Annotated in this window: 22 protein-coding genes and 2 tRNA genes; 13 read left to right on the forward strand and 11 right to left on the reverse strand. The window is 59.0% G+C overall.

Annotated features, from left to right (window positions below):
- The first annotated feature begins 209 nt into the window (after nt 1–209).
- Nucleotides 210–2,084, forward strand: a complete 1,875-nt coding sequence (locus JOE39_RS01530) for an MFS transporter (RefSeq protein ID WP_210078015.1) — start codon at nt 210–212, stop codon at nt 2,082–2,084.
- Nucleotides 2,085–2,302: 218 nt separating this feature from the next.
- Here the strand turns inward: JOE39_RS01530 and JOE39_RS01535 are convergent, their stop codons facing one another.
- Both JOE39_RS01535 and rdgC read right to left on the reverse strand, forming a co-directional pair.
- Nucleotides 2,303–3,250, reverse strand: a complete 948-nt coding sequence (locus tag JOE39_RS01535) for a bile acid:sodium symporter family protein (RefSeq protein ID WP_210078013.1) — start codon at nt 3,248–3,250, stop codon at nt 2,303–2,305.
- 96 nt (nt 3,251–3,346) lie between these two features.
- Complete coding sequence (gene rdgC, locus JOE39_RS01540; protein WP_003317427.1) at nt 3,347–4,267, reverse strand: recombination-associated protein RdgC; 921 nt, start codon at nt 4,265–4,267, stop codon at nt 3,347–3,349.
- A gap of 171 nt (nt 4,268–4,438) precedes the next feature.
- Here rdgC and JOE39_RS01545 point away from each other — a divergent pair.
- The 5 genes from JOE39_RS01545 (at nt 4,439) to JOE39_RS01565 (ending at nt 7,146) form a co-directional block, all read left to right on the forward strand.
- A tRNA-Val gene (locus JOE39_RS01545) sits at nt 4,439–4,514 on the forward strand.
- Nucleotides 4,515–4,535: 21 nt separating this feature from the next.
- Nucleotides 4,536–4,612 (forward strand) — tRNA-Asp (locus JOE39_RS01550).
- A 374-nt stretch (nt 4,613–4,986) separates the two neighbouring features.
- The gene (locus JOE39_RS01555) at nt 4,987–5,382 is read left to right on the forward strand and encodes a hypothetical protein (protein ID WP_010420590.1); all 396 of its coding nucleotides are present in this window, start codon (nt 4,987–4,989) and stop codon (nt 5,380–5,382) included.
- A gap of 125 nt (nt 5,383–5,507) precedes the next feature.
- The gene (locus JOE39_RS01560; RefSeq protein WP_024663508.1) at nt 5,508–6,698 is read left to right on the forward strand and encodes a CoA transferase; all 1,191 of its coding nucleotides are present in this window, start codon (nt 5,508–5,510) and stop codon (nt 6,696–6,698) included.
- Between the two features lie 55 nt (nt 6,699–6,753).
- Complete coding sequence (locus tag JOE39_RS01565) at nt 6,754–7,146, forward strand: VOC family protein (protein WP_003346527.1); 393 nt, start codon at nt 6,754–6,756, stop codon at nt 7,144–7,146.
- Nucleotides 7,147–7,178: 32 nt separating this feature from the next.
- Here the strand turns inward: JOE39_RS01565 and JOE39_RS01570 are convergent, their stop codons facing one another.
- A complete protein-coding gene (locus JOE39_RS01570) occupies nt 7,179–7,697 on the reverse strand; it encodes a hypothetical protein (protein WP_003390910.1) in 519 nt (172 codons plus the stop codon).
- Nucleotides 7,698–7,943: 246 nt separating this feature from the next.
- Here JOE39_RS01570 and JOE39_RS01575 point away from each other — a divergent pair, with 246 nt between their 5' ends.
- From JOE39_RS01575 to JOE39_RS01595, 5 genes are all read left to right on the forward strand, one after another.
- Nucleotides 7,944–9,353 carry a DUF4329 domain-containing protein gene (locus JOE39_RS01575; RefSeq protein ID WP_210078012.1) on the forward strand — a complete coding sequence of 470 codons (1,410 nt, stop codon included), beginning with the start codon at nt 7,944–7,946 and terminating at the stop codon, nt 9,351–9,353.
- A gap of 206 nt (nt 9,354–9,559) precedes the next feature.
- Nucleotides 9,560–10,330 carry an FKBP-type peptidyl-prolyl cis-trans isomerase gene (locus JOE39_RS01580; RefSeq protein WP_003346532.1) on the forward strand — a complete coding sequence of 257 codons (771 nt, stop codon included), beginning with the start codon at nt 9,560–9,562 and terminating at the stop codon, nt 10,328–10,330.
- 365 nt (nt 10,331–10,695) lie between these two features.
- The gene (locus tag JOE39_RS01585; protein WP_003317434.1) at nt 10,696–11,148 is read left to right on the forward strand and encodes a YkvA family protein; all 453 of its coding nucleotides are present in this window, start codon (nt 10,696–10,698) and stop codon (nt 11,146–11,148) included.
- 100 nt (nt 11,149–11,248) lie between these two features.
- Nucleotides 11,249–11,590 carry a helix-turn-helix transcriptional regulator gene (locus JOE39_RS01590; RefSeq protein WP_024959867.1) on the forward strand — a complete coding sequence of 114 codons (342 nt, stop codon included), beginning with the start codon at nt 11,249–11,251 and terminating at the stop codon, nt 11,588–11,590.
- The gene (locus JOE39_RS01595; protein ID WP_024648617.1) at nt 11,587–11,958 is read left to right on the forward strand and encodes a hypothetical protein; all 372 of its coding nucleotides are present in this window, start codon (nt 11,587–11,589) and stop codon (nt 11,956–11,958) included. Before JOE39_RS01590 ends, JOE39_RS01595 begins: the two co-directional genes overlap by 4 nt.
- A gap of 17 nt (nt 11,959–11,975) precedes the next feature.
- On the opposite strand, the gene JOE39_RS01600 is transcribed toward JOE39_RS01595, so the two are convergent.
- Together JOE39_RS01600 and JOE39_RS01605 are read right to left on the reverse strand one after the other, a co-directional pair.
- Entirely contained in the window at nt 11,976–13,748 is a 1,773-nt protein-coding gene (locus tag JOE39_RS01600) for a bifunctional diguanylate cyclase/phosphodiesterase (protein WP_210078010.1), read from the reverse strand.
- 117 nt (nt 13,749–13,865) lie between these two features.
- Nucleotides 13,866–15,947 (reverse strand): carboxy terminal-processing peptidase, encoded by a 2,082-nt coding sequence (locus tag JOE39_RS01605; RefSeq protein WP_210078008.1) that lies wholly within the window; start codon nt 15,945–15,947, stop codon nt 13,866–13,868.
- Nucleotides 15,948–16,085: 138 nt separating this feature from the next.
- On the opposite strand from JOE39_RS01605, the gene JOE39_RS01610 reads away from it, so the two are divergent.
- Entirely contained in the window at nt 16,086–17,048 is a 963-nt protein-coding gene (locus JOE39_RS01610; RefSeq protein WP_003409516.1) for an NAD(P)H-quinone oxidoreductase, read from the forward strand.
- A gap of 19 nt (nt 17,049–17,067) precedes the next feature.
- Here JOE39_RS01610 and JOE39_RS01615 read toward each other — a convergent pair whose 3' ends face one another.
- The 6 genes from JOE39_RS01615 to JOE39_RS01640 form a co-directional block, all read right to left on the reverse strand.
- The gene (locus tag JOE39_RS01615; RefSeq protein WP_003409519.1) at nt 17,068–17,721 is read right to left on the reverse strand and encodes an HAD family hydrolase; all 654 of its coding nucleotides are present in this window, start codon (nt 17,719–17,721) and stop codon (nt 17,068–17,070) included.
- Nucleotides 17,722–17,806: 85 nt separating this feature from the next.
- Nucleotides 17,807–18,796: an ABC transporter ATP-binding protein gene (locus JOE39_RS01620; protein ID WP_210078006.1), complete on the reverse strand. Its 990-nt coding sequence runs from the start codon at nt 18,794–18,796 to the stop codon at nt 17,807–17,809.
- Nucleotide 18,797: 1 nt separating this feature from the next.
- Nucleotides 18,798–19,595: an ABC transporter permease gene (locus JOE39_RS01625; protein WP_003346546.1), complete on the reverse strand. Its 798-nt coding sequence runs from the start codon at nt 19,593–19,595 to the stop codon at nt 18,798–18,800.
- The gene (locus JOE39_RS01630) at nt 19,582–20,424 is read right to left on the reverse strand and encodes an ABC transporter permease subunit (RefSeq protein ID WP_003421288.1); all 843 of its coding nucleotides are present in this window, start codon (nt 20,422–20,424) and stop codon (nt 19,582–19,584) included. The genes JOE39_RS01625 and JOE39_RS01630 overlap by 14 nt, the downstream gene beginning before the upstream one ends.
- Entirely contained in the window at nt 20,421–21,227 is an 807-nt protein-coding gene (locus JOE39_RS01635) for an alkaline phosphatase family protein (protein WP_210078005.1), read from the reverse strand. Before JOE39_RS01635 ends, JOE39_RS01630 begins: the two co-directional genes overlap by 4 nt.
- Nucleotides 21,228–21,305: 78 nt before the next feature.
- Nucleotides 21,306–22,373, reverse strand: coding sequence for an ABC transporter substrate-binding protein (locus JOE39_RS01640; protein WP_003317446.1), 1,068 nt, complete (start codon nt 22,371–22,373; stop codon nt 21,306–21,308).
- Between the two features lie 354 nt (nt 22,374–22,727).
- Here JOE39_RS01640 and JOE39_RS01645 point away from each other — a divergent pair, with 354 nt between their 5' ends.
- Nucleotides 22,728–23,447: a UTRA domain-containing protein gene (locus tag JOE39_RS01645; protein ID WP_003390893.1), complete on the forward strand. Its 720-nt coding sequence runs from the start codon at nt 22,728–22,730 to the stop codon at nt 23,445–23,447.
- Nucleotides 23,448–23,452: the final 5 nt, after the last annotated feature.

The raw sequence follows: 23,452 nt of genomic DNA on the forward strand, positions 1-23,452 counted from the left end.
CTCGCACGATGGCCGCGCTTCGTCTTTGTCGACCAAGGTCGAGCGTGGCGCGGTGTCGCAGCGGTCCCGGCCAAGCCCGAAGTGATAAAAATAGCGACACAGGTTTTGTAAAAGAAAATGTCCTATCGACATTCGGCGGCGTTACGTCTTCAATGTGCCTCGGATTGGCCGCTGCGTCAGTTCTCCCCAGCCTCTCAGGACCACGGACGATGAGCCAACAGTCACAATTCAGCCTGCTCGGGAAACGCCGTTTCCTGCCGTTTTTCATCACGCAGTCCCTCGGGGCATTCAATGACAACATCTTCAAGCAGTCATTGATCCTTGCCATCCTTTACAAGCTGAGCATCGACGGGGATCGCTCGATCTACGTCAATCTGTGCGCCTTGCTGTTCATCCTGCCGTTCTTTCTGTTCTCGGCGCTGGCCGGGCAGTTCGGCGAGAAGTACCCCAAGGACAAGTTGATCCGGATCATCAAGTTCGGCGAGATTGTCATCATGGTGGTCGGCGCCGCAGGCTTTCTGTTCAATCATCTGGAGTTGATGCTGGCCGCGCTGTTCGCCATGGGTACGCACTCGGCGCTGTTCGGGCCAGTCAAGTATTCGATCCTGCCCCAGCACCTGCGCGAGAGCGAACTGGTCGGTGGCAACGCGCTGGTCGAGATGGGCACCTTTCTGGCAATTCTGGCCGGCACCATCAGCGCGGGTGTGATGATGTCTTCTTCGCACTATGCCTGGGTGGTGGCGGCTGCCATCGTGCTGGTTGCCTGCCTGGGGTTCCTGGCCAGCTTCGGTATCCCGCGCGCCGATGCTGCCTCGCCGGAGATGAAGCTCAACTGGAACATTTTTACCCAGTCATGGGCCACCTTGCGCATGGGGCTTGGGCAGACGCCCGCGGTTTCGCGCTCGATTGTCGGCAACTCGTGGTTCTGGTTCGTGGGCGCTATCTACCTGACGCAGATCCCGGCCTATGCCAAGGAATGGATGTACGGCGACGAAACGGTCGTTACGCTGATTCTGGCCGTATTCTCCATCGGCATCGCGCTGGGCTCGTTGCTCTGCGAGCGCTTGTCCGGGCATAAGGTCGAGATCGGGCTGGTGCCGTTCGGCTCGATGGGTCTGACGATTTTTGGCCTGCTGCTGTGGTGGCATTCGGGCGGTTTCCCGCAGAACGTGCAGGCCAACGACTGGCTGGCGGTGCTGTCCTCAGGGCAGGGCTGGCTGGTGCTGTTCGATATTCTGGGTATCGGCGTATTCGGTGGCTTTTACATAGTGCCGCTGTACGCCTTGATCCAGTCGCGCACGCCGCGGAAAGAGCGCTCGCGCGTCATCGCCGCCAACAACATTCTCAACGCGCTGTTCATGGTGGTCTCGGCGATTGTCTCGATCCTGCTGCTGAGCGTTGCCAAGCTGTCGATTCCGCAGCTGTTTCTGGCCGTGTCGGTGATGAACATCGCGGTCAACATCTACATCTTCAAGATCGTCCCCGAGTTCACGATGCGCTTCATGATCTGGCTGCTTGGCCATTCCATGTACCGCGTCGAACACCGCAATCTGGATCGGATCCCGGACGAAGGCGCGGCGCTGCTGGTCTGCAACCATGTGTCCTTTGTCGATGCATTGCTGATTGCCGGTGCAGTGAGGCGCCCGATCCGCTTTGTCATGTACTACAAGATCTACCAGCTGCCCGTGCTCAACTTCATCTTTCGCACGGCCGGGACCATCCCCATTGCCGGGCGTAACGAAGACATGGACATCTACGAGAAATCGTTCAAGCGCATCGCCCAGTACCTCGCGGAAGGCGAACTGGTGTGCATCTTCCCGGAAGGCAAACTGACCACCGACGGCGAAATCAATGGCTTCAAGAACGGCATGAGCCGCATCATCCAGGAAACCCCGGTACCGGTCATTCCACTGGCACTGCAAGGCCTGTGGGGCAGCTTCTTCAGCCGCGACCCGAGCAAGACCCTGTTTCGCCGCCTCTGGTCGCGCGTCGTGCTGGTTGCCGGTTCGCCCATTGCCGCCGACGTGGCAACCCCCGTGGACGTGCGCGAAGAAGTGAAAGCGCTGAGAGGGAAAGTGCAGTAGCGTTTACGCTCTGTACAACTGACGTGCCAATCACTTCGGATTGGCACGATGGCCAAAGGTGACCTGAGCTGGAACCCACATCCACCTGACCTCGCAGAACCGCCGTGTGACGCAGAGCGTCACGAACTGCATTCCCACGCGGAGCATGGGAACGATAGTCAACCGTCCAACTTTTTGGGGTCAGTTCACTGGAGCGTGGGAACGACAGTCAACTGGCATCAACGGACGGACGTATTCTCTTCCTCCGGCATCTTCCTGAAATACGTCGACAGCAACGCCCCGGAAATATTGTGCCAGACACTGAACAGCGCACTTGGCACCGCCGCCAGCGGCGAGAAATGCGCACTGGCCAGCGCAGCGCCCAGCCCCGAATTCTGCATACCGACCTCCAGCGCCAGCGACTTGCGTTGTGCTAATGGCAGCTTGAAAACCTTGCCAGTGAAATAACCCAACAGAAAACCGAACGTGTTATGCAGAATCACCACCGCCATGATCAGCAGGCCGGATTCAGCGATTTTCGCCTGACTGGCCGCGACCACAGCGCAGACGATCATCACAATACTGACCACCGACACCAGCGGCAGCACGTCCACCGCATAGCTGACCCGCGCGCCCAACAGACGCTGGGCAACCACGCCCAACACAATCGGCAGCATGACCAGTTGCAGGATCGACCAGAACATATCGAGGAAAGACACCGGCAGCCACGCCGAAGCGAGGAACCAGATCAAGGTCGGGGTCAGCAGCGGGGCGAGCAGGGTAGTGACCGCAGCGATCGCCACCGCCAGCGCCAGATCACCCTTTGCCAGCCAGGCCATGACGTTGGATGAAGTGCCGCTCGGACAGCAGCCGACCAGAATCACGCCCACGGCGATCTCCGGCGGCAGTTGAAACACCTGACACAGCAACCAGGCCACACCGGGCATGATCACGAAGTGCGCAACCACACCCAGCGCCACTCGCCACGGGTTACGCGCCACTTCGGAAAAATCGTCGAGTTTCAGGGTCAGGCCCATACCGAACATGACCAGGCCGAGTAGCGGCACGATCCAGCTCTTAAGGCCAATGAATGCCTGCGGAAAAAGGAACGCCAGAATGGCGAACAACAACACCCAGTAGGCAAACGTGTTGCCGACAAAACGACTCAAGGCTGCCAACGCACGCATGGCCTGTTCCTTCTTGTTGAATAACCGGGATGAAATGAATGCGCCGTCTGACGAGACGGCGCGGTGTTTCGAGCGGCAGTGTTGCAAAAGCGCGTATCAGATGCCTTGCGGAATCTCTTCGCCGCCCAATGCCTCGAACAGCTCCGGCAGAAACTCGCCGAAGGTCAGCATCATCAGCGTGAAGCTGGCGTCCAGTTGCCCCAACGCTTCGTCACCACCGTCCTGTTCGGCCTGATCCTGCAGCAGGTCCTCGAACTTCAGACGCTTGACCACCAGCTTATCGTCCAGCACGAACGACAGCTTGTCCTGCCAGGCCAGCGACAGCTGGGTCACGACCTTACCTGTGCTCAGGTGCAGCTGGATTTCGTCGCCGGTCAGGTCCTGACGTTTGCAGCGCACGATGCCGCCATCTTCGTGGGTGTCGCGCAACTCGCACTCGTCCAGCACGAAGAAGTTGTCGGCTGCTTTCTGAGTCTTGACCCAGTCAGTCATGGTCGCACTCGGTGAAACCTTGACCGTCAGCGGACGTACCGGCAGCGAGCCGATGACCTCGCGCAGGGTGGACAACAGGTCCTCGGCGCGTTTAGGGCTGGAGGCATTGACCAGGATCAGGCCCTGCTTCGGCGCGATGGCGGCGAAGGTGGCGGAGCGGCGGATAAAGGCGCGCGGCAGGAAGGCCTGGATGATTTCATCCTTGAGCTGATCGCGTTCCTTCTTGTAGACCTTGCGCATCTGCTCGGCTTCAATCTCGTCGACCTTTTCCTTGAGCGCGTCACGCACGACGCTGCCCGGCAGAATGCGTTCTTCCTTGCGTGCAGCGATCAGCATGAAGTCCTGACTGATGTGTACCAATGGAGCGTCTTCGCCCTTGCCGAAAGGAGCGACGAAACCATAGGTGGCTACCTCCTGGCTGGCGCAGGCGCGCGCCGGCTTGGTCGCCAGTGCTGTCTCCAGCGCTTCGGCATCAAAAGGCACGTCCTGGGTCAGGCGATAGACAAGCAGGTTTTTGAACCACATGAGGTGAATCTCTCTTTCTATACAAAGGCGGGCATTATTCGCTCCTCAGCCGCTGGGGCCAACCCTGTACAGAGCGTTTGTAAGCCTTTGGAAGGATTATAAAAATTATTTAAAAAAGTGCTTGCCAGAGTACAGGTCGCTCCGTAGAATGCGCGCCACACCGAGAGTGAAGGGTGATTAGCTCAGCTGGGAGAGCAGCTGCCTTACAAGCAGCGGGTCGGCGGTTCGATCCCGTCATCACCCACCAAACTCGCTTTTAGTGTTACGCGCAGCGGTAGTTCAGTCGGTTAGAATACCGGCCTGTCACGCCGGGGGTCGCGGGTTCGAGTCCCGTCCGCTGCGCCATATTCCGCTTCAAGGCCCTTGAACTCCTTGAAGCAAACAGAAAGCCCGCCTAGTGCGGGCTTTTTGCTTTCTGTCGTCTGGAAATCCCGCCCCCCTCGTGCAACGTGCAACGTGCAATGCCCCGCTGCAGTTCTATTGAAGTTTTGTAAGAATTATTCTGCGCGGATGTCAGTAACATCCTTAATTGTTGAAGTTTAAACCAGGCCTGTTAGTTAGCCTTGGTGAACGCTTGATTTATTCTCTTTGCTGGTATTAGCTGAATGGGTTGATGGGGTATTCAGTCATCAGAAGTTCTCTTGATGACCCCAAATAATTAATCCAGACCGACCGCAGAATCGAGGCGGTCTGATACTTCAGTGAGTAAAGGGATGACTATGAAAAATCGTTTTAAACTGTTTATAGGCACTACGGCCTTGATCCTGTCTGCGAGCGCGCTGGCCAAGCCAGTGCTGCACACCGCGACCATCGACCAGCACGGTAATGTTGTTGCTCAGTCGTCCCCTTGGATCAAGTCTGTAAGTTACAGCAGCCAGAAAGACTACTTCGCAACCTATAAAGTGTTCTTCAAGGAAGGACAGTTTAAGAACTCTCCAGGTTTCTGCTCGGTGTCTTCCATTGATACCAGTGATCATGAACGGCTGTTCTATGGGCACGCCAAGTTGGGCGGCGCGGCAACTACGGAGCAGGTCAATGTATTGGGGCTTATGGTCGGTAAACGGGGGGCCTCGGGTGATTCCTCGATGAGTTTCCAGTTAGCCTGCAGCAATTGATTCAATGAACCCCGCCTGGTGCGGGGTTTTTACGGCGGTCTGGTCTGGCAGCGCACCGTCCGGCTTTCCATCCAGCGCATTTGCGCAGATCATTCCTCCACCTCCCAAACAAGAAAGGACGTGTCATGAGCCTACCTCTTCAGGGCATCAAGGTGGTGGAGCTGGGTCAGCTCATTGCCGGTCCGTTCGCGGCGAAGATCCTCGCCGAGTTCGGTGCCGAGGTCATCAAGGTCGAGCCGCCGCTGACCGGGGATCCCCTGCGCAAATGGCGTTTGCTGCATAACGGCACGTCCGTCTGGTGGGCGGTGCAGTCCCGCAACAAACAGTCGGTGACCCTTGATCTGCGCCAGCCTCAAGCGCAGGAAATGGCACGACGGTTGATCCGGGATGCCGATGTACTGGTCGAGAACTTTCGCCCCGGCACGCTTGAAGGCTGGGGGTTGAGCTGGGAAGCGCTGCACGCCCTCAATCCGAAACTGATCATGCTGCGTGTCTCTGGCTACGGGCAGACCGGGCCGTATCGCGACCGGCCGGGGTTTGGCGTGATCGGTGAGGCCATGGGCGGTTTGCGTCATCTGTCGGGCGAGGCAGGGCGCACGCCAGTGCGTGTCGGCGTATCGATTGGCGATTCGCTGTCTGCGTTGCACGGTGTGATCGGCGTTCTACTGGCGCTTCGTCACCGTGAGCAGAATGGCGGCGAGGGGCAGCAAATAGATGTCGCGTTGTACGAGTCAGTGTTCAACATGATGGAAAGCCTGATTCCCGAGTATTCGGTGTTCGACACTGTCCGCGAGCCGGCTGGCAGCAGTCTGCCTGGCATCGCTCCTAGCAATGCCTACCGCTGCAATGACGGCAAGTACGCGCTGATCGCGGGCAATGGCGACAGTATCTTCCGGCGCCTGATGGAAAAGATCGGTCGCATGGACCTGGCCAGCGACCCCGAGCTTCAGCACAACGACGGGCGGGTCCGGCATGTGGCGCGCATCGATGCGGCCATTTCGACCTGGACCGCCGAGCGCTCGATGGACGAAGTCCTTGCGGCGCTCAACGAAGCACGTATCCCGGCAGGCAAGATCTACGACGCTGCCGACATCGCCAGTGACCCGCATTATCAGGCGCGAGACATGCTGTTGCAGGGCACGCTGGACGACGGAACACCCGTCACCCTTCCGGGGATTGTGCCTAAACTTCAAGACACGCCGGGTCAGGTACGATCGTCTGCGCCGACACTCGGCCAACACACCGATGCCGTGCTTGAAGCCCATGGCATCGATGCTGGCACACGTGCCGAGTGGCGTCGGCTTGGCATTATCTGATCCGAAACGTGGCCGTTGTCGTAAACAGAACTCTATTCCAAACGGAGCTGATCCCGTGATTGATCATCTGGACCACCTGGTACTGACCACTGCCGATATCGACGCCTGCAAGGACTTTTACGTACGCGTCCTGGGTATGACCCCTGAACGCTTTCGTCAGGGACGTCTGGCATTCCGCTTCGGCAATCAGAAAATCAACGTCCATGAACGCGGCAAGGAATTCGAGCCCAAGGCTCATTTGCCAGTGCCGGGTGCGCTGGATCTGTGTTTCATCGCCACCATCCCGCTCGAGCAGGTGATTGTGCACCTGCAGGAGCAGGACTGGCCGATCGTCGAAGGTCCAGTCGAGCGCACCGGTGCTACCGGGCCGATCTGGTCGGTATATGTGCGTGATCCGGATCTGAACCTGATCGAAATTTCCGAGCCAGCGGCTGATGCGTCGATGTAATCACGGTCGATGAAGGCGGCTGAATCACTGCATCAGCAGCCCTTCGCAGACGCTCCGTCCTTCGGCACGAACGCGCCCTTGTCGCCTGGCTTGGTGATGACGTACGCACGTCGCCAAGGCTGATCGTCGATCAGCTTCCAGCGATGGCCGGGGCCTGTGGTGTCCTGCGCCAGCAACACTTCCCCGGGGTGCAGGACAAAGTTTTCGCCGCCAGTGGTGGAAAATTCCAGCGTGCCGGACAGGGTGATCACGTACTGCTCTTCGGGTGCCGGATGCCAGTCAAAGGTCGAGTGCGCCGGGGTCTCCTTGAAGTGCAGGGCGCTGACATCGGTCATGGCCTGTTGATCGATCGAGCCTTCGATGACGTGTGAAAGCTTGTCGGAGCCTGTGCACAGGCGGTAGGCCTTGATGCCCTCAGTGACAACCAGAGGCGGTTTCTTGGCGGCATAGGCTGCGCTGACCGGCAACATGGCTGCTGCGGCGATCACGGCCAGGCTTGCCAACTGGCGGGCTGTCGTGCGCTTTGAACGAAAACGAGTGGTCGATTGCATAAAACGTTCCTGAACACGACAAACTGCATGAGCCCTGATCGCCAGTCGCGATGGTCGACGCAGGGGCTGGGCAGACTCGCCCACGCCGCGGATCGAAGCACATCCCGAAATGCTTAAAAATTATCTTTAATTTCATGTTGTCCGGCGCCGGCAGACTTACGTAAGGTCATATTCATCTATGTCACTTGCCGTGTCGGGTTTCCTTACGCTCATGACTCAATCAGTCAGGCTTTCAAGGAGCCCCGGATGTACCCCAGAAAAAGACTCTACAAACGATCCATCGATCAGCACCCCGACATGCCGACGCTCAGCGCGCCGTTCGATCATCCTGACGATGCCGCGCGTTATGCCCATGAGCGGATCGGCGACCGGCGTGATCGCGAATACGGCGGTTTCATCCTGGTTCGCAAGGATGGCAAGTACATTGCGACCGAGCCCATGAACGGCAGCCAGTTCAGCTTCGATCCCAACGAGGTTTTCCCGCGCAACGAGCAGGAAGGTTATGTGCTCTACCCGCAAGGGCATGAGGACTATGCGGTCTACCATTCTCACCCGTCACTGCCGGCCGGGCTCGACGAGTGGCCGGACAGTGAAAAGGTCACTTACCCGAACAGTTTTTCTGTCGGCGACATTTACGCGGTGATCGACGATCAGGAGGTGTGTGCGGCGACCTATCTTTCCGGGCCTGACGGCTCCCTGATCAAATACACGCTGTCCCGCTCTGCTGCCGAAGACGCTTTGTTTGCGCGCGTTTCTGGTCCGCGGAGCATGCCGCACTTGTGTGAACTCAGCCAGATCCACAAGGCGTTGCAGAACCTCAGCATGATGCCCAGTGATGTGGTCCGCCTGCTGGCCGGAGCCGGGGATCTGCATGTGATAGTGCCCAGCCGACTGTGGGGGCGGTCAGGCAAAGTGCCGGCCGACTGGCAGCCTTACCCGGACGACGCTGCCGCTCGTACACCTCCCGCCAAATCGCCTGCAAGCTGCGACGCGCAATGGCCACCCCGACCCCTGAGTCTCAGCGCGCCGTTCGACAGCGCCGATGAGGCTGCACGTTACGCACATGGCCGTATCGGCAGTCGTATTCATTCGCAGATCATCGGTTTTCTTCTGTTCAATCCGGTCGAGCGAGCCTATCTGATTGCCGAGCCGATTCTCGATGACGGCATGCCAGTGTATGCGCCGTGTTCGGCGTTCCATCCCGATGCGTATTACCGGCCTGCATTGCCTGACGGCTATCGTGTGGACGGTATGTATTTCTGTTCAGCCAATCTGGCCGTCGAGGGTGGGCGTGAAGTGATGAACGATTTCTTCGAGCCGGATGACCTGCATCGGATGTTCAGCTATCGGCACAAACCGGCACAGCGCCGCAAAGGCTTGCCGATTCGCTATGGTTTCGAGATGTCCGCCGTCTATTTCTCGGCAGCCGACGGCGCGCTGCTCTGTTACACCCCCAGCCAGTCCGCCGAGGAGTTTCAACTGTTGCAAAGCGTATCGCGCGTGTACTCCGGGGCCGAGTCCATTCAGGCGCAACTCGAAGCCGGTACCCTCAGCGTGCAGGATTTCGTCCGTCGGGTGGCGCGGGCCGGGCTTCTGCGCGTGCTACAGACCAGTGCGCGCTGGCCGGATGCCGGTGTGATCAGTCCCGTAGCCTGAGCCCTGTGCAGCGAGCCAGCGCCTTGCCTGTGCGAATCACAAACTGAACTGCAACTGAACAATGCGGTACAGATCCGGGAAAACCTTTGGATACCTGAACTTATCGGCGTTTTCTGCCTCTCATGCCGGTAGCCATTGATCGCGGCGGCCTGATAAGCTCGCGGCTTTACTCGTTTGCCCTTTTGGCGCATGAACAAGGAATTAGCATGAAACAGCATCGGTTGGCAGCGGCGATTGCCCTGGTCGGTCTGGTACTCGCAGGTTGTGACAAGCAAGCCAGCACCGTAGAGCTGAAAACCCCAGCACAAAAAGCGTCTTATGGCATCGGTCTGAACATGGGCAAAAGCCTGGCTCAGGAAGGTATGGATGATCTGGATTCCAAGGCTGTAGCCCTGGGTATCGAAGACGCTGTTGGCAAGAAAGATCAGAAACTCAAGGACGAAGAGCTGGTTGAAGCCTTCTCCGCGCTGCAAAAGCGTTCCGAAGAGCGTCTGGCGAAGATGAGCGAAGAAGCTTCTGCCGCTGGCAAGAAATTCCTCGAAGAGAACGGTAAAAAGGACGGCGTGGTCACCACCGCTTCCGGCCTGCAGTATCAGATCATCAAGAAAGCCGATGGCGCTCAGCCCAAGCCTACCGATGTTGTGACTGTTCACTACGAAGGCAAGCTGATCGATGGCAAGGTCTTCGACAGTTCCGTTGAGCGCGGCAGCCCGATCGACCTGCCTGTTGGCGGTGTGATTCCGGGTTGGGTCGAAGGTCTGCAACTGATGCACGTCGGCGAGAAGATCAAACTCTTCATCCCGAGCGATCTCGCTTACGGCGCACAGAGCCCGAGCCCGGCGATCCCGGCCAACTCGGTACTGGTGTTCGATCTTGAACTGCTGGGTATCAAGGACCCTGCAGCGGCACCAACGCCTGGTGCTGATGCCGACGAAGAAGAGGCAGCTCCTGCCGCTTCGGCTCCGGCCAAGAAGTAACGCACCACCTGGCTACAGAAAACGCCCTGTCTCGACAGGGCGTTTTTGTGTCCGGCTTATTTCCCGAACGCTTGGCCATTCGGGCAGTCCCACTATCATGGATGCATGCAAAAGCATTGTCCGACAGTCCGGCAAGATCAAGGCACTCGTTTCATCGAGGGTGGCGGGTTCACACGTTTGTAGTTTTTTTGTGAGTAAAAAACGCCCGATCTGACTATGGTCCCCCGAAAACGGGGTGTTGAGGCTGGAAAAAAGCCACTGTTCACAAGGTTATCCACAATTATTGTGGATAACCTTATGGCGCTGGCCAGGCAGGTTCAGCGAATCTGCTTTATCGAACGACATTTTGCTGAACGGGAGTGGGTATGAAAGCACCGTGGAACTTTATCCGTTATCTGCCCGGAGCCCGGCGTCTGCTGGCCGCTGGACGATTGCCAGGATTGCTGTTCGCTGTCGCGCGTAAAGGCAACAGTGAAGGCAGTCGTCTGGGCAAACTCAAGGAAGACCTGCGTTTGCTGCAGGCCTTGTGCCTGGCTTACTGGCGGGGCGAGTACCGCGCCATCAGCCCTAAAGCGATCCTGTCCATCGTCGCCGGTCTGATGTACTTCCTCAGCCCGCTGGATGCGATCCCCGACTGGATACCCGGCCTCGGCATGCTCGATGACATCGCCGTGCTGGCGTGGGTTACCAAGCACCTGAGCAATGAACTGGACGCCTTTCGTGCATGGCGCGCGCAGCAATCGCCCGAGAAACTCATCGTGGTCGAGCAACTGCCGAAGACTCAGGCACTGCTGGAGCAAGAGCGAGGCAAGGTGTAAGTCTCACGGATTGAACACAAGCCCTGGCGTTCCGCTGTTAAGATGCCTGCCTATGGATCAAGCCTGATCAGTCTGCAGTCGTGTAGTACAAGGTGATTCTATGGATCTTCAAGTGATATCCCGTGACGGGGAGCCTGAATACGCAGTGCTGCCCTGGGCGCAGTATCAAGCCCTGCTCAAGGCTGCCGGACTGGCCGGCAAGCCTTCCAGCGAGCCGGCTGCATCGACTTCCGGCACCACCGCCAGTGAGCTTCCCGGCTTCGATGAATTGCGTGCCCTGCGCGAGGCCAAAGGCCTTGAAGCGGCGAGCCTGGCGCGTACCGTCGGCATCAGCCCGTCCTACCTGGAGCTGATCGAGAACGGTACTCGTGAGCCGGACGGTGCCATCAAGCGCAGCCTGGCGTGGGAGCTTGGGGTGTCGGGCTGGCGAGGTGAGTCGTGAGCGTGCGCATCAGTCGTCAGCATTGGGATGGGCTGCTCAATGAGCTCGATCTGGCCCGTCGCCAACGGCATCTGCTGACCTATCGCGCGCTGGTGGAACGCCTGCAACTGCCCAGCCCGGCCATGCAGACCCTGACCGCCGCCCTTGAGCACCTCGCCGCCATGGATGCCCGCGCTGAACAGCCCTTGCGCAGTTCGCTGGTCATCAGCCAGGGCGCAAGCCGCCTGCCACGTCCCGGTTTTTTCGAGTGCGCTGAACGGCTGGGCCGCTTCACCGGACCTTCGGACGGCGTCGCGGCAGCCTCATGGCACGCCTCGGAAGTGGTTCGGGTGTTTGAGTACAGTTATCCTGAAGCTGAAACGCAGTAGGCGTATGGCGCCGGCCCTCACGCCTGCATCAACAAATCCAGCCGCGTCGAATCGATGACGTGAATGCTGGCGCCGGCGACATCCTTGGCGAAGTGCTTGGCCTGTGAAGCGAGGTCGGCCAACTGGCTGGCATCGACCAGCGTGCAGCTTTCTTCATGCAGGTGCACCACGCCAATCGACAGCGACAGCAGGGGGAATTCCTGGCGTTGGCCCTGTCGGTTGAGGGCGATGAAGCAACCGGCTTCCAGGTGTTCTGCGCGGTAGAAACGGCGGCATTGATTCTGAAAATCATCCAGCAGGGTTTTCAGGCGTCTTTCCCAGTCCTCAAAGCCCAGCACCATCAGAAAATCATCCCCGCCGATGTGCCCGACAAAGTCTCTGGCCGGATCGATGCGGTCGTTCAGGCATTGCGCCAGACACAGCAGCACCTCGTCGCCACGCGCATAACCGTAGATGTCGTTGAAGGGCTTGAAGCTGTCGATATCCACGTAGCAGATCATCGACGCACGGCCTTGCTGCAGCAGCCGAGTCAGGCATTGCTGAATCGGAACGTTGCCGGGCAACAGGGTCAGCGGGTTGGCGTAACGTGCCTGCTGGATCTTCATTTCGGTAATCAGCTTGAGCACGTCGATCACCCGGCCCAGCCCCAGATAGGTGCCGTTCGAGGTGATGATGAAATCCTCCTCGATGCGCTGCCGGGCACGGCTGGTCAACAGCCGGCTGACCTGTTGCAGCGACTGGCTGATTTCCACGGCCAAAAAGTCACTGCTCATCAGGCGGCTGATTGGTTTGCGGGCAAACAGCTCGGTGCCGAAGGGCTTGAGCAGCGCCTCGGACAACGAGTGCCGGTGGACGATGCCACACGGTCGGGCGTCGTCATCCAGCACCGCCAGCGAGTTGAGGTTGGCCTGCCTGCGAAACGCTTCCAGCACTTCAGCCGTGGGGGTGGACTGGCTGACCGATGGCTGTGGGTTGAGCAGCGCAGACAGATCGGCCGCTTCTTCGTTGAGCGGCACCACGGTGATCTCTGTTCTGGGCAGCATGGCGCGGGTGTCGCGCGGCGGGCGCTCCTGAGGACGCGCCAGCAGATAGCCTTGAACCAGGTTCACGCCCATGTCTTTCAGGGTCGCCAGCTCTTCCGGCAATTCGATGCCTTCGGCAATCACCGTCGCCCTGGAGGCCTTGGCCATCTGCAGCATGGAGCCGACGAACTCGCGCTTCACCGCATCCTGGTGAATGCCGTCGATGAAGTGCCGATCGATTTTCACGTAGTCCGGACGCAGCTCCGACCAGAGTCGCAAGCTCGAATAACCGGCACCCAGATCGTCCAGCGCGATGGAAAAACCCATGTCGCGATAGTGGTGCAAGGCGTTGTATAGCAGGTCGAAATCATCGGTGGGCATCTGCTCGGTCAGTTCGATGACTACGTCCTTGGGCGCGATCTGGTAGCGACGCAGCATTTCCAGGGTCCGGCCCGGAGGGTGAGAGGTTTCGAGCAGCGATTCGGGGGAAACGTTGAGAAACAGCTTGCCCGGTAACTTCTGCTGACTGAAACGTCGGCAGGCGCTGTCCCGGCAACTCAACTCCAGCTCGCTCAGGCGACCGGCCTGGCGGGCGATGGCGAACAGGTTCAAGGGTGAGTGCAGGGCGCTGTTGGAGGGGCCGCGGGTCAGGGCTTCATAGCCCAGAATCCGGTGCTCCGACAGCGAGACGATGGGCTGGAACAAACTGTGCAAATCACCACGAGCCAGAATGGAACTCAGTGCGCTCAGCTGCTCTGTTATGGTCATGGTCGTCTCGGAGAGAATGAAAAAGGGCTGAACGATTTCGCGTTCAGCCCCGTATTTCACGACAGCTTCATGACTGTTTGATGACGTTGAAGCTAAATAGCCATCAATGAGCCTGCGTTACTTTTTCGCTACAGCGGCACTCAGGCCCAGGTAGTCGATGAGAATGCGCCCGGTCTCTGCCAGATAGGCATCGTCCTCGGGTTTGGTCTTCTCGTCTTCCACCGGCAGCGCGTCTTCGTCTTCCTTCTTCAGCTCTTTGAGCGGCTCCTCACCCTTGGCCTTGCGGCGGGTGTTTTCCAGCGCAAGTTGCTTGCTTTCGATCGAGGCATGCTCGGCACGACGGTCGGCTTCATTGAGGCTGACGGTCTTCTCGTTCATCAGCTTCTTGGCCAATGCCAGACGATCCTCGATGAACACGAACTCGGCGTCTTTGGCCGAGCGTGCTTCGTGACGTGCCTGCAGCTGGGCAAGGAACGGCTTGAACGGATCAATGGCCGGCTTGATCGCCGGTTTGATGCTGTCCCACGGCATGGCCTCGGGCAGCGCGCTCTCGCCGATTTCCTTGGTGTCGATCAGCGACGGGTAAGTGATGTCCGGTACCACGCCCTGATGCTGGGTGCTCTGACCGGAAACCCTGTAGAACTTGGCCAGCGTCAGTTTCAGTTCGCCGTGATTGAGCGGCTGAATGGTCTGCACGGTGCCTTTACCGAAGGTCTGACCACCGATCACCAGCGCGCGGTGATAGTCCTGCATCGCCCCGGCGAAAATCTCCGAAGCCGACGCAGACAGACGGTTGACCAGCAATGCCATCGGGCCTTTGTAGAACGCGCCCTTGGCTTCGTCTTCAAGCACATCGACCTTGCCGTCGGCATTACGCACCAGCACAGTCGGGCCCTTGTCGATGAACAGGCTGGTCAGTTCGGTGGCTTCCTGCAACGAACCGCCACCGTTGTTGCGCAGATCCAGTACCACACCGTCGACCTTCTCGGCCTGCAATTCGGTGAGCAGTTTCTTCACGTCACGGGTGGTGCTCTTGTATTCCGGATCGCCGGCACGGTAGGCCTTGAAGTCCAGATAAAAGGCCGGAATGTCGATGACGCCGAGCTTGTAGTCCTTGCCATCCTGCTTGATGTGCAGGATCGACTTCTTGGCCGCCTGTTCTTCAAGTTTCACCGCTTCACGGGTGATGGCAACGATCTTGCTGGTCTTGTCATTCGGCGCATTGCTGGCCGGGATGATCTCCAGGCGTACCACCGAGCCTTTCGGACCGCGGATCAGCTTGACCACTTCATCCAGGCGCCAGCCGATCACGTCGACCATTTCCTTGTCGCCCTGGGCAACGGCCACGATCTTGTCGGCCGGCGCGACCTGTTTGGTCTTGGCCGCCGGACCTGCCGGGACCAGGCGCACGATCTTGACGTTGTCGTTATCGCTCTGCAACACGGCGCCTATGCCTTCCAGCGACAGGCTCATGTTGATGTCGAAGTTCTCCGCGCTGTCAGGTGACAGGTAGTTGGTGTGCGGGTCGTAGGACATGGCGAATGTGTTGATGTAGGCCTGGAAGATATCTTCGGCACGGGTCTGGTTCAGACGCGCCTGCTGATTCTTGTAGCGCTTGGTCAGGGTTTCCTGAATCTTCGCCGGGTCCTTGCCTGCAATCTTCAAACGCAGGACTTCATCCTTGATGCGCTTGCGCCACAGTTCGTCGAGCTCGGCTGTATCCTTGGGCCATGCGGCGTCCTTGCGGTCGACCAGCAGGGTTTCCTTGGTGTTGAAGTCGAGCTTGTCGACACCCTTGCCCAACTCGCCCAGCGCAAAGTTCAGACGCGCGTTGACGCGGTCCAGATAGCGCTTGTAGATGATGAAGCCGGCGTTCAGGTCGCCACTTTTCAGAAAGTCGTCGAACTGGAACTGCCATTTGTCGAAATCGGCAATGTCGCTGGCCATGAAATAGCTGCGCGAGGGGTCCAGTTGCTTGATGTAGCTCTGGTAAATAATCGCCGAACGCTTGTCGTCAAGGGGCGGCTTGCTGTAGTGATGTCGTTTGAGCAGCTCAACCACGTTGAGGCTGGCAATCACTTCGTCGCGGTCCGGCTGAAGATTATCCCAGCTGTTGGCGGCAAAGGTACTGGCTGACATCGGCAAAACGCTAAGGCCGACAAACAGTGCGAGGGCAGTGCTGGGGAATAATTGCTTCATGCTGATTCGACGCGAGGACAATTGATAACGCATATTAGGCCGTCTTTGAGGTCGCCGGTTCCTTTGGACCCGGCCGCATAATGCAAAAGCCCGGGCAAAACAGCCACGGGCTCAGTCTGGACTCACTATGGAGGCACCGTGAAGGCATTGCAAGGCGTTGAAGGACATGTGGAATGGGTCGAGGAGCCGAGTCCGGCCCTTGATGTGGGGCAGGTACGTATCAAAGTGGCAGCTGCAGGTTTGAATCGTGCCGATCTGTTGCAGCGCGAAGGCAAGTATCCGCCGCCGCCTGGAGTCACTCAGACACTGGGTCTGGAGTGCTCCGGCGTGATCGCCGAAGTCGGTCCGGGTTCGTCCTGGGTGGTCGGAGACCGCGTCTGTGCGCTGTTGGCGGGCGGGGCGATGGCCGAAGAAGTGGTGGTCGATGGGCGACACGTGCTGCCGGTCCCGGAAGGTCTTTCGCTGCACGAGGCGGCGGCCATTCCTGAGGTCTATGCCACGGCGTGGTTGAACCTGTTCGAACTCGCCGGGCTCAAGCCTGGCGAGAAGGTTTTGCTGCACGCTGGCGCAAGTGGGGTTGGTTCAGCCGGGATTCAGCTTTGCAAGGCGTTTGGCAACCCGGTGTGGGTCAGCGTCGGCTCGGCCGAACGGCTGGCCTATTGCGTCGAACTGGGTGCGCAGGGCGGTGTGGTACGCAGCGAAAGTCTTGAAGGGCTGAGCGACTTTGCACCGTTCAACGTCATTCTCGACCCGGTGGGGGCGAGCTACGCCGAGCTCAACGTCAAACTGCTGGCCCTGGACGGTCGCTGGGTGCTGATCGGCATCATGAGCGGCCGCGAGGCGCAGGTGGACCTGGCTCACGTACTGGGCAAACGTATCCAGTTGATGGGTTCGACCTTGCGCAGCCGCGACGACACGTTCAAGGCCGACCTGCTCAGCGATCTGGGTCAGCACGTCTGGCCGCTGTTCACCGAAGGTCGCCTCAAGCCGCAACTTGCGAAATCCTTTGCGATCAAGGATGCCGAAGCGGCGTTCGAAGAGCTGGCGACCAACACGGTGTCCGGCAAGATCGTGCTGGTCATCGACGAAAGCCTGGTCTGATCAGGCGGTGCCTCTGGACTCAGCTCCAGTCGTGCACCGGCCAGCCAGCTTTCTGCGCGTGTTCCAGTAACACGGCATCGGGGTTGACCACGTTAGGGTGGTCAACCTTGAGCAGCAGCGGCAGGTCATTGCGCGAATCCGAATAGAAACTCGCACCCTCGAGATTTTCCCCCTCGGCATCCAGCCACTCCATCAGGCGCGTGATCTTGCCTTCCCGATAAGTCAGCACGCCGACGGTGGCCCCGCTGTAGACGCCATGCTGCACGTCCAGCTCGATACCCAGCACCTCGTCGATGCCGAGGCGTTCGGCGATCGGCTTGACCAGATGCACACCGGACGCCGAGATCACCAGAATGCGGTCACCCTTGGCGCGGTGCTTTGCAATGCACGTGCAGGCGTCGCTGTAGATAATCGGCTCGATGACGTCCTCGACCCAAGGGCCGACCAGATGATCGATTTCTTCGGGGGTACGGCCAGCCATGGGTTCCAGGCTGAAGGCCATGTAGTCTTCCATCGCGAGCTCGCCCGCGCTGTAGGCGGCCATCAGTTCGTCGTTGCGTTGCATGAACGACGTCGAGTCAACCCAGCCCAGGCGACCCATCTGCTCGCTCCAGAGCGTGGCGCAGTCACCACCGATCAGGGTCTCGTCCAGGTCGAAAATTGCCAGGGGCATGTGTGCTTATCCTCAGTGTTGGTTACGTTAGCTTCAAGCTTCAAGCTTCAAGCTTCAAGCTTCAAGCGAAAGCTCGGCGGTTGCGTCAGTCAAGCGCGCACAGCGCCGATGGTTCGATGTTCAGTGTTACACGCCTTCCGTCCGGGTGCAGGTCGTCGGCGCTGCGGTTCAGTACGTCGACCACAAGGTCTACGCCACGGGCCTGCACCCGATAGCGGATGACGTTGCCGAGCAGACTGTGACTGCGTACTTCGCCTTCCAGTTCGCCCGTCAGGCTCAATTGGATCGACTCAGGGCGGATCGCCACGCGGCTGTTGATCGGGCGCTGCATCAGGCGAGTGGCGTCGTCGGCTTCCAGCAGGTTGTAGTTGCCGATGAAGCCTGCGGCGAAGACGTCCACAGGCGCGGTATAGAGGGTTTCGGCGTCGCCGCTCTGCACTATGCGGCCCTGGTTCATCAGGAAGATACGGTCTGACATGGTCAGCGCTTCTTCCTGGTCGTGGGTCACGAAAATAGTGGTCAGGCTCAGCTCGCGCTGAATGGCGCGGATCTGTTCGCGCAGGTTCTTGCGAATCCGCGCATCCAGCGCTGACAGCGGCTCATCGAGCAGCAGTAGACGCGGGCGAGTGACCAGTGAGCGCGCCAGCGCCACCCGCTGGCATTGCCCGCCGGACAGTTGATGTGGGTAACGCGTGGCAAAATCGTGCAGCTCGACCATGCGCAGAATCTCGGCAACGCGCCTTGCGCTCTCGTCGGTACTGACTTTCTGAATGCGCAGCCCGAAGGCAACGTTTTGCTCGACGGTCATGTTGGGAAACAGCGCATAGCTCTGGAACACCATGCCGATGTTGCGCTTTTGCGGCGTGAGCGGCACCAGGTCGCTGCCATCGAGCAGAATGCGCCCGCTGTTGACCAGGGTCAGCCCGGCGATGCAGCGCAATAAGGTGGATTTGCCGCAGCCCGACGGGCCCAGCAAGGTAACGAATTCGCCCTTCGCGATGCTGCAGTTGATGTCGCTGAACACTGACGTGCTGGCATAGCTTTTCTGCAGGTTTTCAATGCTGACAAAACTCATCTCAGTCTTTGTCCTTGTTCAGTCGATTGGCGGCCCAGGTCAGCACCAGCACGAAGAGGAAATAGGAAATCACCAGCGCACTGTTGAAGTGACCGCTGCTGTTGCGCATGTTGTTGAGGTAGACCTGCAGGGTTTCATAACGCGTACCGACCAGCAGGTTGGCGAACACGAATTCGCCGAACAGGAACGAGAACGACAGCAGCAGGGCAATCATCAGACCTTTGCGCAGGTTGGGCAGCACGACCATGAACGCCGCCTGCCAGGTGCTGGCGCCGAGCAACTGGGCGGCGTCCATCAGGTCTGTCAGGTTGATGGCCTGCAGGTTGTTGGTGATGGCGCGGTACATGAAGGGCAGGGCGACCGTGAAGTAACAGCCGATCAGAATCCACGGTGTGCCGACCATCGCCATGGGACCTGAGCCATATAGCTGTAGCAGGCCGACCGAGGAGACCACAGGCGGCACGGCGAACGGCAGCAGGATGAGGATGTTCATCAGCCCGTCGAGGCGCGGAAAGTAGTAATGCACGACGAACAGCAGGGGCAGAATCAGCACCACCGAAAGAACCAGTGCGCCGATGCAGACCAGCAATGACTGGCCGAATGCTGTCAGAAAGCGTGGGTCGCTCCACAGCGCCACGTACCATTTGAAGGTCAGGCCGCTGGGCAGAATGGTCGCCGACCAACTGGTCGCGATCGAGTACAGGAAAGTGCCGGCCAGCGGCAGCAACAGGATCAGGAACAGCAGGTAGACCACCGTCTTGTGATAAATGCTCGCAGGCCCTCGTTCAACGCGTGACATGGTAGCTCCTTCTCAACAACCACTGATGGACCACGGTGACCAGGGTCATGAGCCCCACCAGAATCATCGCCAGCGCGCTGGCCATGTTCGGGTCCAGCGTGATATCGCCCGCGACCATCGCCGCGATGCGGATGGGCAATACGTTGAAATTGCCGGTGGTCAGCGCGTAGACCGTGGCATAGGCGCCGAGCGCATTGGCCAGCAGAATGACGAAAGTGCCGAGCAGCGCCGGGGTCAGCACCGGCAGGCCGATGTAGCGCCAGAACTGATAGCTGCTGGCCCCCAGCAGCGCTGCCGACTCGTTCCAGTCTTCGCGGACGGCATCGAATGCGGGGTAGAGCAGCAGCACGCCGAGGGGGATCTGGAAGTAGGTATAAAGGATGATCAGTCCGGTCTTGGAATACAGGTTGAAGTCATCGATGATCCCGGTCTGCTTGAGGATCAGGGTCAGCGCGCCGTTGAACCCCAGCAGGATGATGAACGCGAACGCCAGTGGAACGCCGGCAAAATTGCTGGTCATGTTGGCGAACGAGTTGACGAAATCGCGCAGCCGCGAATCCACCTTGCGCAGTGAATAGGCGCCCAGAACGGAGATGATGATGCCGAACAGGCTCGACCAGAAGCTGATCTCCAGGCTGTACTGAATGGCCTGCCGATAGAACTTCGAGCTGAACGCCCGGGTGAAGTTTTCCCAGCCCCAGCCGGCATCGCTTTGCAGGCTGTGGATCGCGACCCACAACAGCGGTGCGATCTGAAACACGATGAAAAATACGGCGAACGGCAGCAGGCACAACAGCCCCAGCCACTTGCCTCGGGAAAAGGTCGTCAATTGAAGATCTCCCGGCAGACCGGTTTGTCGTGAGGGATACCCAGCAGCTCGCAAACGGTGCCGCACAGATCGGTCTGGCGCGGCGCAGCGTCGACATTCAGGCTGAAGGCATCGCCGATGACGAACAGCGGTACTTCACGCTCTTCCGGCAGCAGCCCGTTGTGCGAGCGGTCATTGTTCATGCCGTGGTCGGCCGTCACCAGCACTTGATAACCCGCGTCCAGCCAGCGTTGCAGGTAGTCAGCCAGAATGATGTCGGCGCTGCGGGCGCTGTTGCGGTACTGCGCAGTGTCGAGGCCGTGCTTGTGCCCGGCGTCGTCAATGTTCATGGGGTGGATCAGTAGAAAGTTCGGGGCGTGCCTGAGGCGCAGACTCTCGGCGTCGGCGAACAGGTGCGAGTCAGGGTAGTGATCGGCCCAGTAGAACAGCCCGTGCTGAATCGGCAGATCCGCTGCCTCGGTGTGGCGATCGCGTGACGGGTCGAACGGCGTGCGGTTGTACAGCTCGCTGACCCAATGATAGGCCGCCGCTGCCGTGCTCAGCCCGGCGTCGCGAGCATAGTGAAAGATGCTGCGCTGATTCGACAGGCGCGAGACGTTGTTGTGCACGATGCCGCTGTCGATGGGCGCGACACCGGTCAGTATGCATTCGTAAAGGGGGCGGGAGAGGGCGGGCAGTTCGCATTCCATCTTGTAGAGCGCGGCCCGGCCTGCAGCGTGCCAGGCTTGAAGGTGGCCCATCGCATGGCGGGCGACTTCGTAATTGAGGCCGTCTAGCACGATCAGGATGACGTTGTGTTTCATGGGCGACTCGCTTTGAAAGAACGGGCGAGACTGGCTCGCCCGGTGTACACGACTTCATCCCTGAGCCGCAGGAGAGAATCAGTTCATCTCGATGATGACCTGCTCGTTCCACATCTGCGGCAGCGCTTTGGAGGTTTTCTCCCACGCGTCTGCTTTCTCGATCGGCTTGGCATTTTTGTACTGGTCTTGCGGCAGCAGTTTGGCTTGAACGTCTTCAGGCAGTTTGATGTGCTCTACGCGAATCGGGCGTGCATTGCCTTCTGCCAGCCTGATCTGACCCGCATCGCTGAAGGTGTATTCACGCGCCAGCTTGGCGGCGTTCGGGTGCTTGGCGTATTTGTTGATGATGGTGGTATAGCCGGAAATCACCGAGCCGTCCGACGGGATCAGCACCACGTAATCATCGGGCTTGGTCATCTTGGCTTTGTAACTCAGGCCATTGAAGTCCCAGACCACACCGACTTCGATTTCGCCTTTCTCGATGGTCTGAATGGTCGGGTTGGCCAGTGACAGACGCTTCTGTTTGGCCAGATCGGTGAACAGTGCCAGGCCTGGTGCGATGTTGGTTTCATCCCCTTTCATGGCGATGGCGGCTGCCAGTACACCATTGGCAGCCTGAGCCGCAGTGCTCACGTCGCCGATGGAAACCTTGTATTTGCCGGTTTTCAGGTCAGCCCAGCTTTTCGGGATTTCAGAGCCGTGTAGCAGGTTTTTGTTGACGATGAAGGCGATGGTGCCGGTGTAGGCCAGCGCCCAGTGGCCGTCCTTGTCCTTGGCCCAGGTCGGGATTTGCTCCCAGGTGGTTGGCTTGTAAGGCTGGGTAACGCCTTTTGCTGTGGCGATAGGGCCGAACGCTGCGCCTACGTCGCCAATGTCACCGCTGGCGTTGTCTTTTTCCGCCTCGAACTTGGCGATCTCCTGGGCCGAACTCATGTCGGTGTCCATGTGCTTGAGGCCATATTTGGCTTCCAGGTCTTTCCAGATGCCGCCCCAGTTTGCCCAGTCATCCGGCATGCCGAGGCTGTTGACCGCGCCTTCAGCCTTGGCAGCAGCCTCCAGCGTTTTAAGATCTGTGTCCGCAGCCATGACCAGAGAACTCATTGCCATGGCTGAACCGAGGAGTGATGCCAACAAAAGATGTTTCATTCGGAGCTCCTAGTGCACTTCTTGAGAGAAGTGTTCGTTGCGGATTGTTTGGTCTAGATCAGCAATACCTGAGCCAAGTTAGGCGTTTTGCATGACATTTTCGTGTCGTGTTACGCGGACAAAACCGTTTTTCACGGGCTCCGGCAGTGCCTGGCGCTAAGCGTAGACCATCGCAACGTCCCCGCTGAGCAAGGGTTTCAGGGCTGTTCTCGGCACAGTTGGCATGGAACGTGATTTGTCCTGTAACAGGACAGTCATCTACCCGGCCTAGGCTCATCGCAAAGGAGCCAACGGCGTTGGCCGCACTGATGTACGCCTCGTAACAGGGCTGGTCTAGTCCAGATGGATACCGGAATGCGCGAAGATGTGCCACGGGCGGTAACAACGATTTGCCATGCGCTGCAGGAGCAGATCGAACATGGCCTGTTGCCGCATGGCAGCAAGTTGCCTGCAGAGCGCAAGCTCAGCGAGGTATTCGCAACCACCCGCATCACCTTGCGTGAAGCGCTGTTGCAGCTCGAGGCGCAGGGGCTGATCTATCGGGAAGAGCGGCGTGGCTGGTTCATTTCCCCGCCGCGACTGGCCTATGACCTGATCAGGCGCAGCCATTTCCACGCGATGGTCTGTGCCCAGGGAAGGGTGCCGCACACCCAGCTTCTGTCAGCACGCCTGCAACCTGCTTCAGCGCTGATCTGCGAAATGCTGGAACTGCCGGCGCTGTCGAGCGTGATCCAGATCTGCCGTGCGCGTCGTATCGATCAGCGCCTGGTGCTCTACGTGGAGCATTACCTGAGACCGGAGTTGTTCCCCGGCATTCTCGAGCATGATCTGAACGAATCACTCACCGAGCTTTATGCTCGCAGTTATGACGTGCATTACGGGCAAGTGCGTTTCGACATGGTGCCGACCGCGTTGCATGCCGACGCGGCTGCCGCCCTGAAGGTTTCGCTTGGCAGCCCGGGCCTGCGCATTGCACGTGTCAATTATGATCGCAAAGATCGGTTGATCGACTGTGACCTCGAATACTGGCGTCATGATGCTATTCATGTGCGCGCCGAGGTGCATGGAGACTGAATGCC

Origin of the sequence: Pseudomonas sp. PvP100, from assembly GCF_017833055.1 — a bacterium.
In the GTDB taxonomy this organism is placed as follows: domain Bacteria; phylum Pseudomonadota; class Gammaproteobacteria; order Pseudomonadales; family Pseudomonadaceae; genus Aquipseudomonas; species Aquipseudomonas syringae.

Coding starts and splice junctions, on each gene's coding strand:
- rdgC (WP_003317427.1), bottom strand. CDS start 4,267: ATGTGGTTCAAAAACCTGCTTGTCTATCGCCTGACCCAGGACGTGCCT.
- JOE39_RS01600 (WP_210078010.1), bottom strand. CDS start 13,748: ATGACCATAACAGAGCAGCTGAGCGCACTGAGTTCCATTCTGGCTCGT.
- JOE39_RS01570 (WP_003390910.1), bottom strand. CDS start 7,697: ATGCAATCGACCACTCGTTTTCGTTCAAAGCGCACGACAGCCCGCCAG.
- JOE39_RS01585 (WP_003317434.1), top strand. CDS start 10,696: ATGAAAGCACCGTGGAACTTTATCCGTTATCTGCCCGGAGCCCGGCGT.
- JOE39_RS01535 (WP_210078013.1), bottom strand. CDS start 3,250: ATGCGTGCGTTGGCAGCCTTGAGTCGTTTTGTCGGCAACACGTTTGCC.
- JOE39_RS01555 (WP_010420590.1), top strand. CDS start 4,987: ATGAAAAATCGTTTTAAACTGTTTATAGGCACTACGGCCTTGATCCTG.
- JOE39_RS01560 (WP_024663508.1), top strand. CDS start 5,508: ATGAGCCTACCTCTTCAGGGCATCAAGGTGGTGGAGCTGGGTCAGCTC.
- JOE39_RS01635 (WP_210078005.1), bottom strand. CDS start 21,227: ATGAAACACAACGTCATCCTGATCGTGCTAGACGGCCTCAATTACGAA.
- JOE39_RS01645 (WP_003390893.1), top strand. CDS start 22,728: ATGCGCGAAGATGTGCCACGGGCGGTAACAACGATTTGCCATGCGCTG.
- JOE39_RS01580 (WP_003346532.1), top strand. CDS start 9,560: ATGAAACAGCATCGGTTGGCAGCGGCGATTGCCCTGGTCGGTCTGGTA.
- JOE39_RS01605 (WP_210078008.1), bottom strand. CDS start 15,947: ATGAAGCAATTATTCCCCAGCACTGCCCTCGCACTGTTTGTCGGCCTT.
- JOE39_RS01530 (WP_210078015.1), top strand. CDS start 210: ATGAGCCAACAGTCACAATTCAGCCTGCTCGGGAAACGCCGTTTCCTG.
- JOE39_RS01620 (WP_210078006.1), bottom strand. CDS start 18,796: ATGAGTTTTGTCAGCATTGAAAACCTGCAGAAAAGCTATGCCAGCACG.
- JOE39_RS01640 (WP_003317446.1), bottom strand. CDS start 22,373: ATGAAACATCTTTTGTTGGCATCACTCCTCGGTTCAGCCATGGCAATG.
- JOE39_RS01590 (WP_024959867.1), top strand. CDS start 11,249: ATGGATCTTCAAGTGATATCCCGTGACGGGGAGCCTGAATACGCAGTG.
- JOE39_RS01575 (WP_210078012.1), top strand. CDS start 7,944: ATGTACCCCAGAAAAAGACTCTACAAACGATCCATCGATCAGCACCCC.
- JOE39_RS01625 (WP_003346546.1), bottom strand. CDS start 19,595: ATGTCACGCGTTGAACGAGGGCCTGCGAGCATTTATCACAAGACGGTG.
- JOE39_RS01615 (WP_003409519.1), bottom strand. CDS start 17,721: ATGCCCCTGGCAATTTTCGACCTGGACGAGACCCTGATCGGTGGTGAC.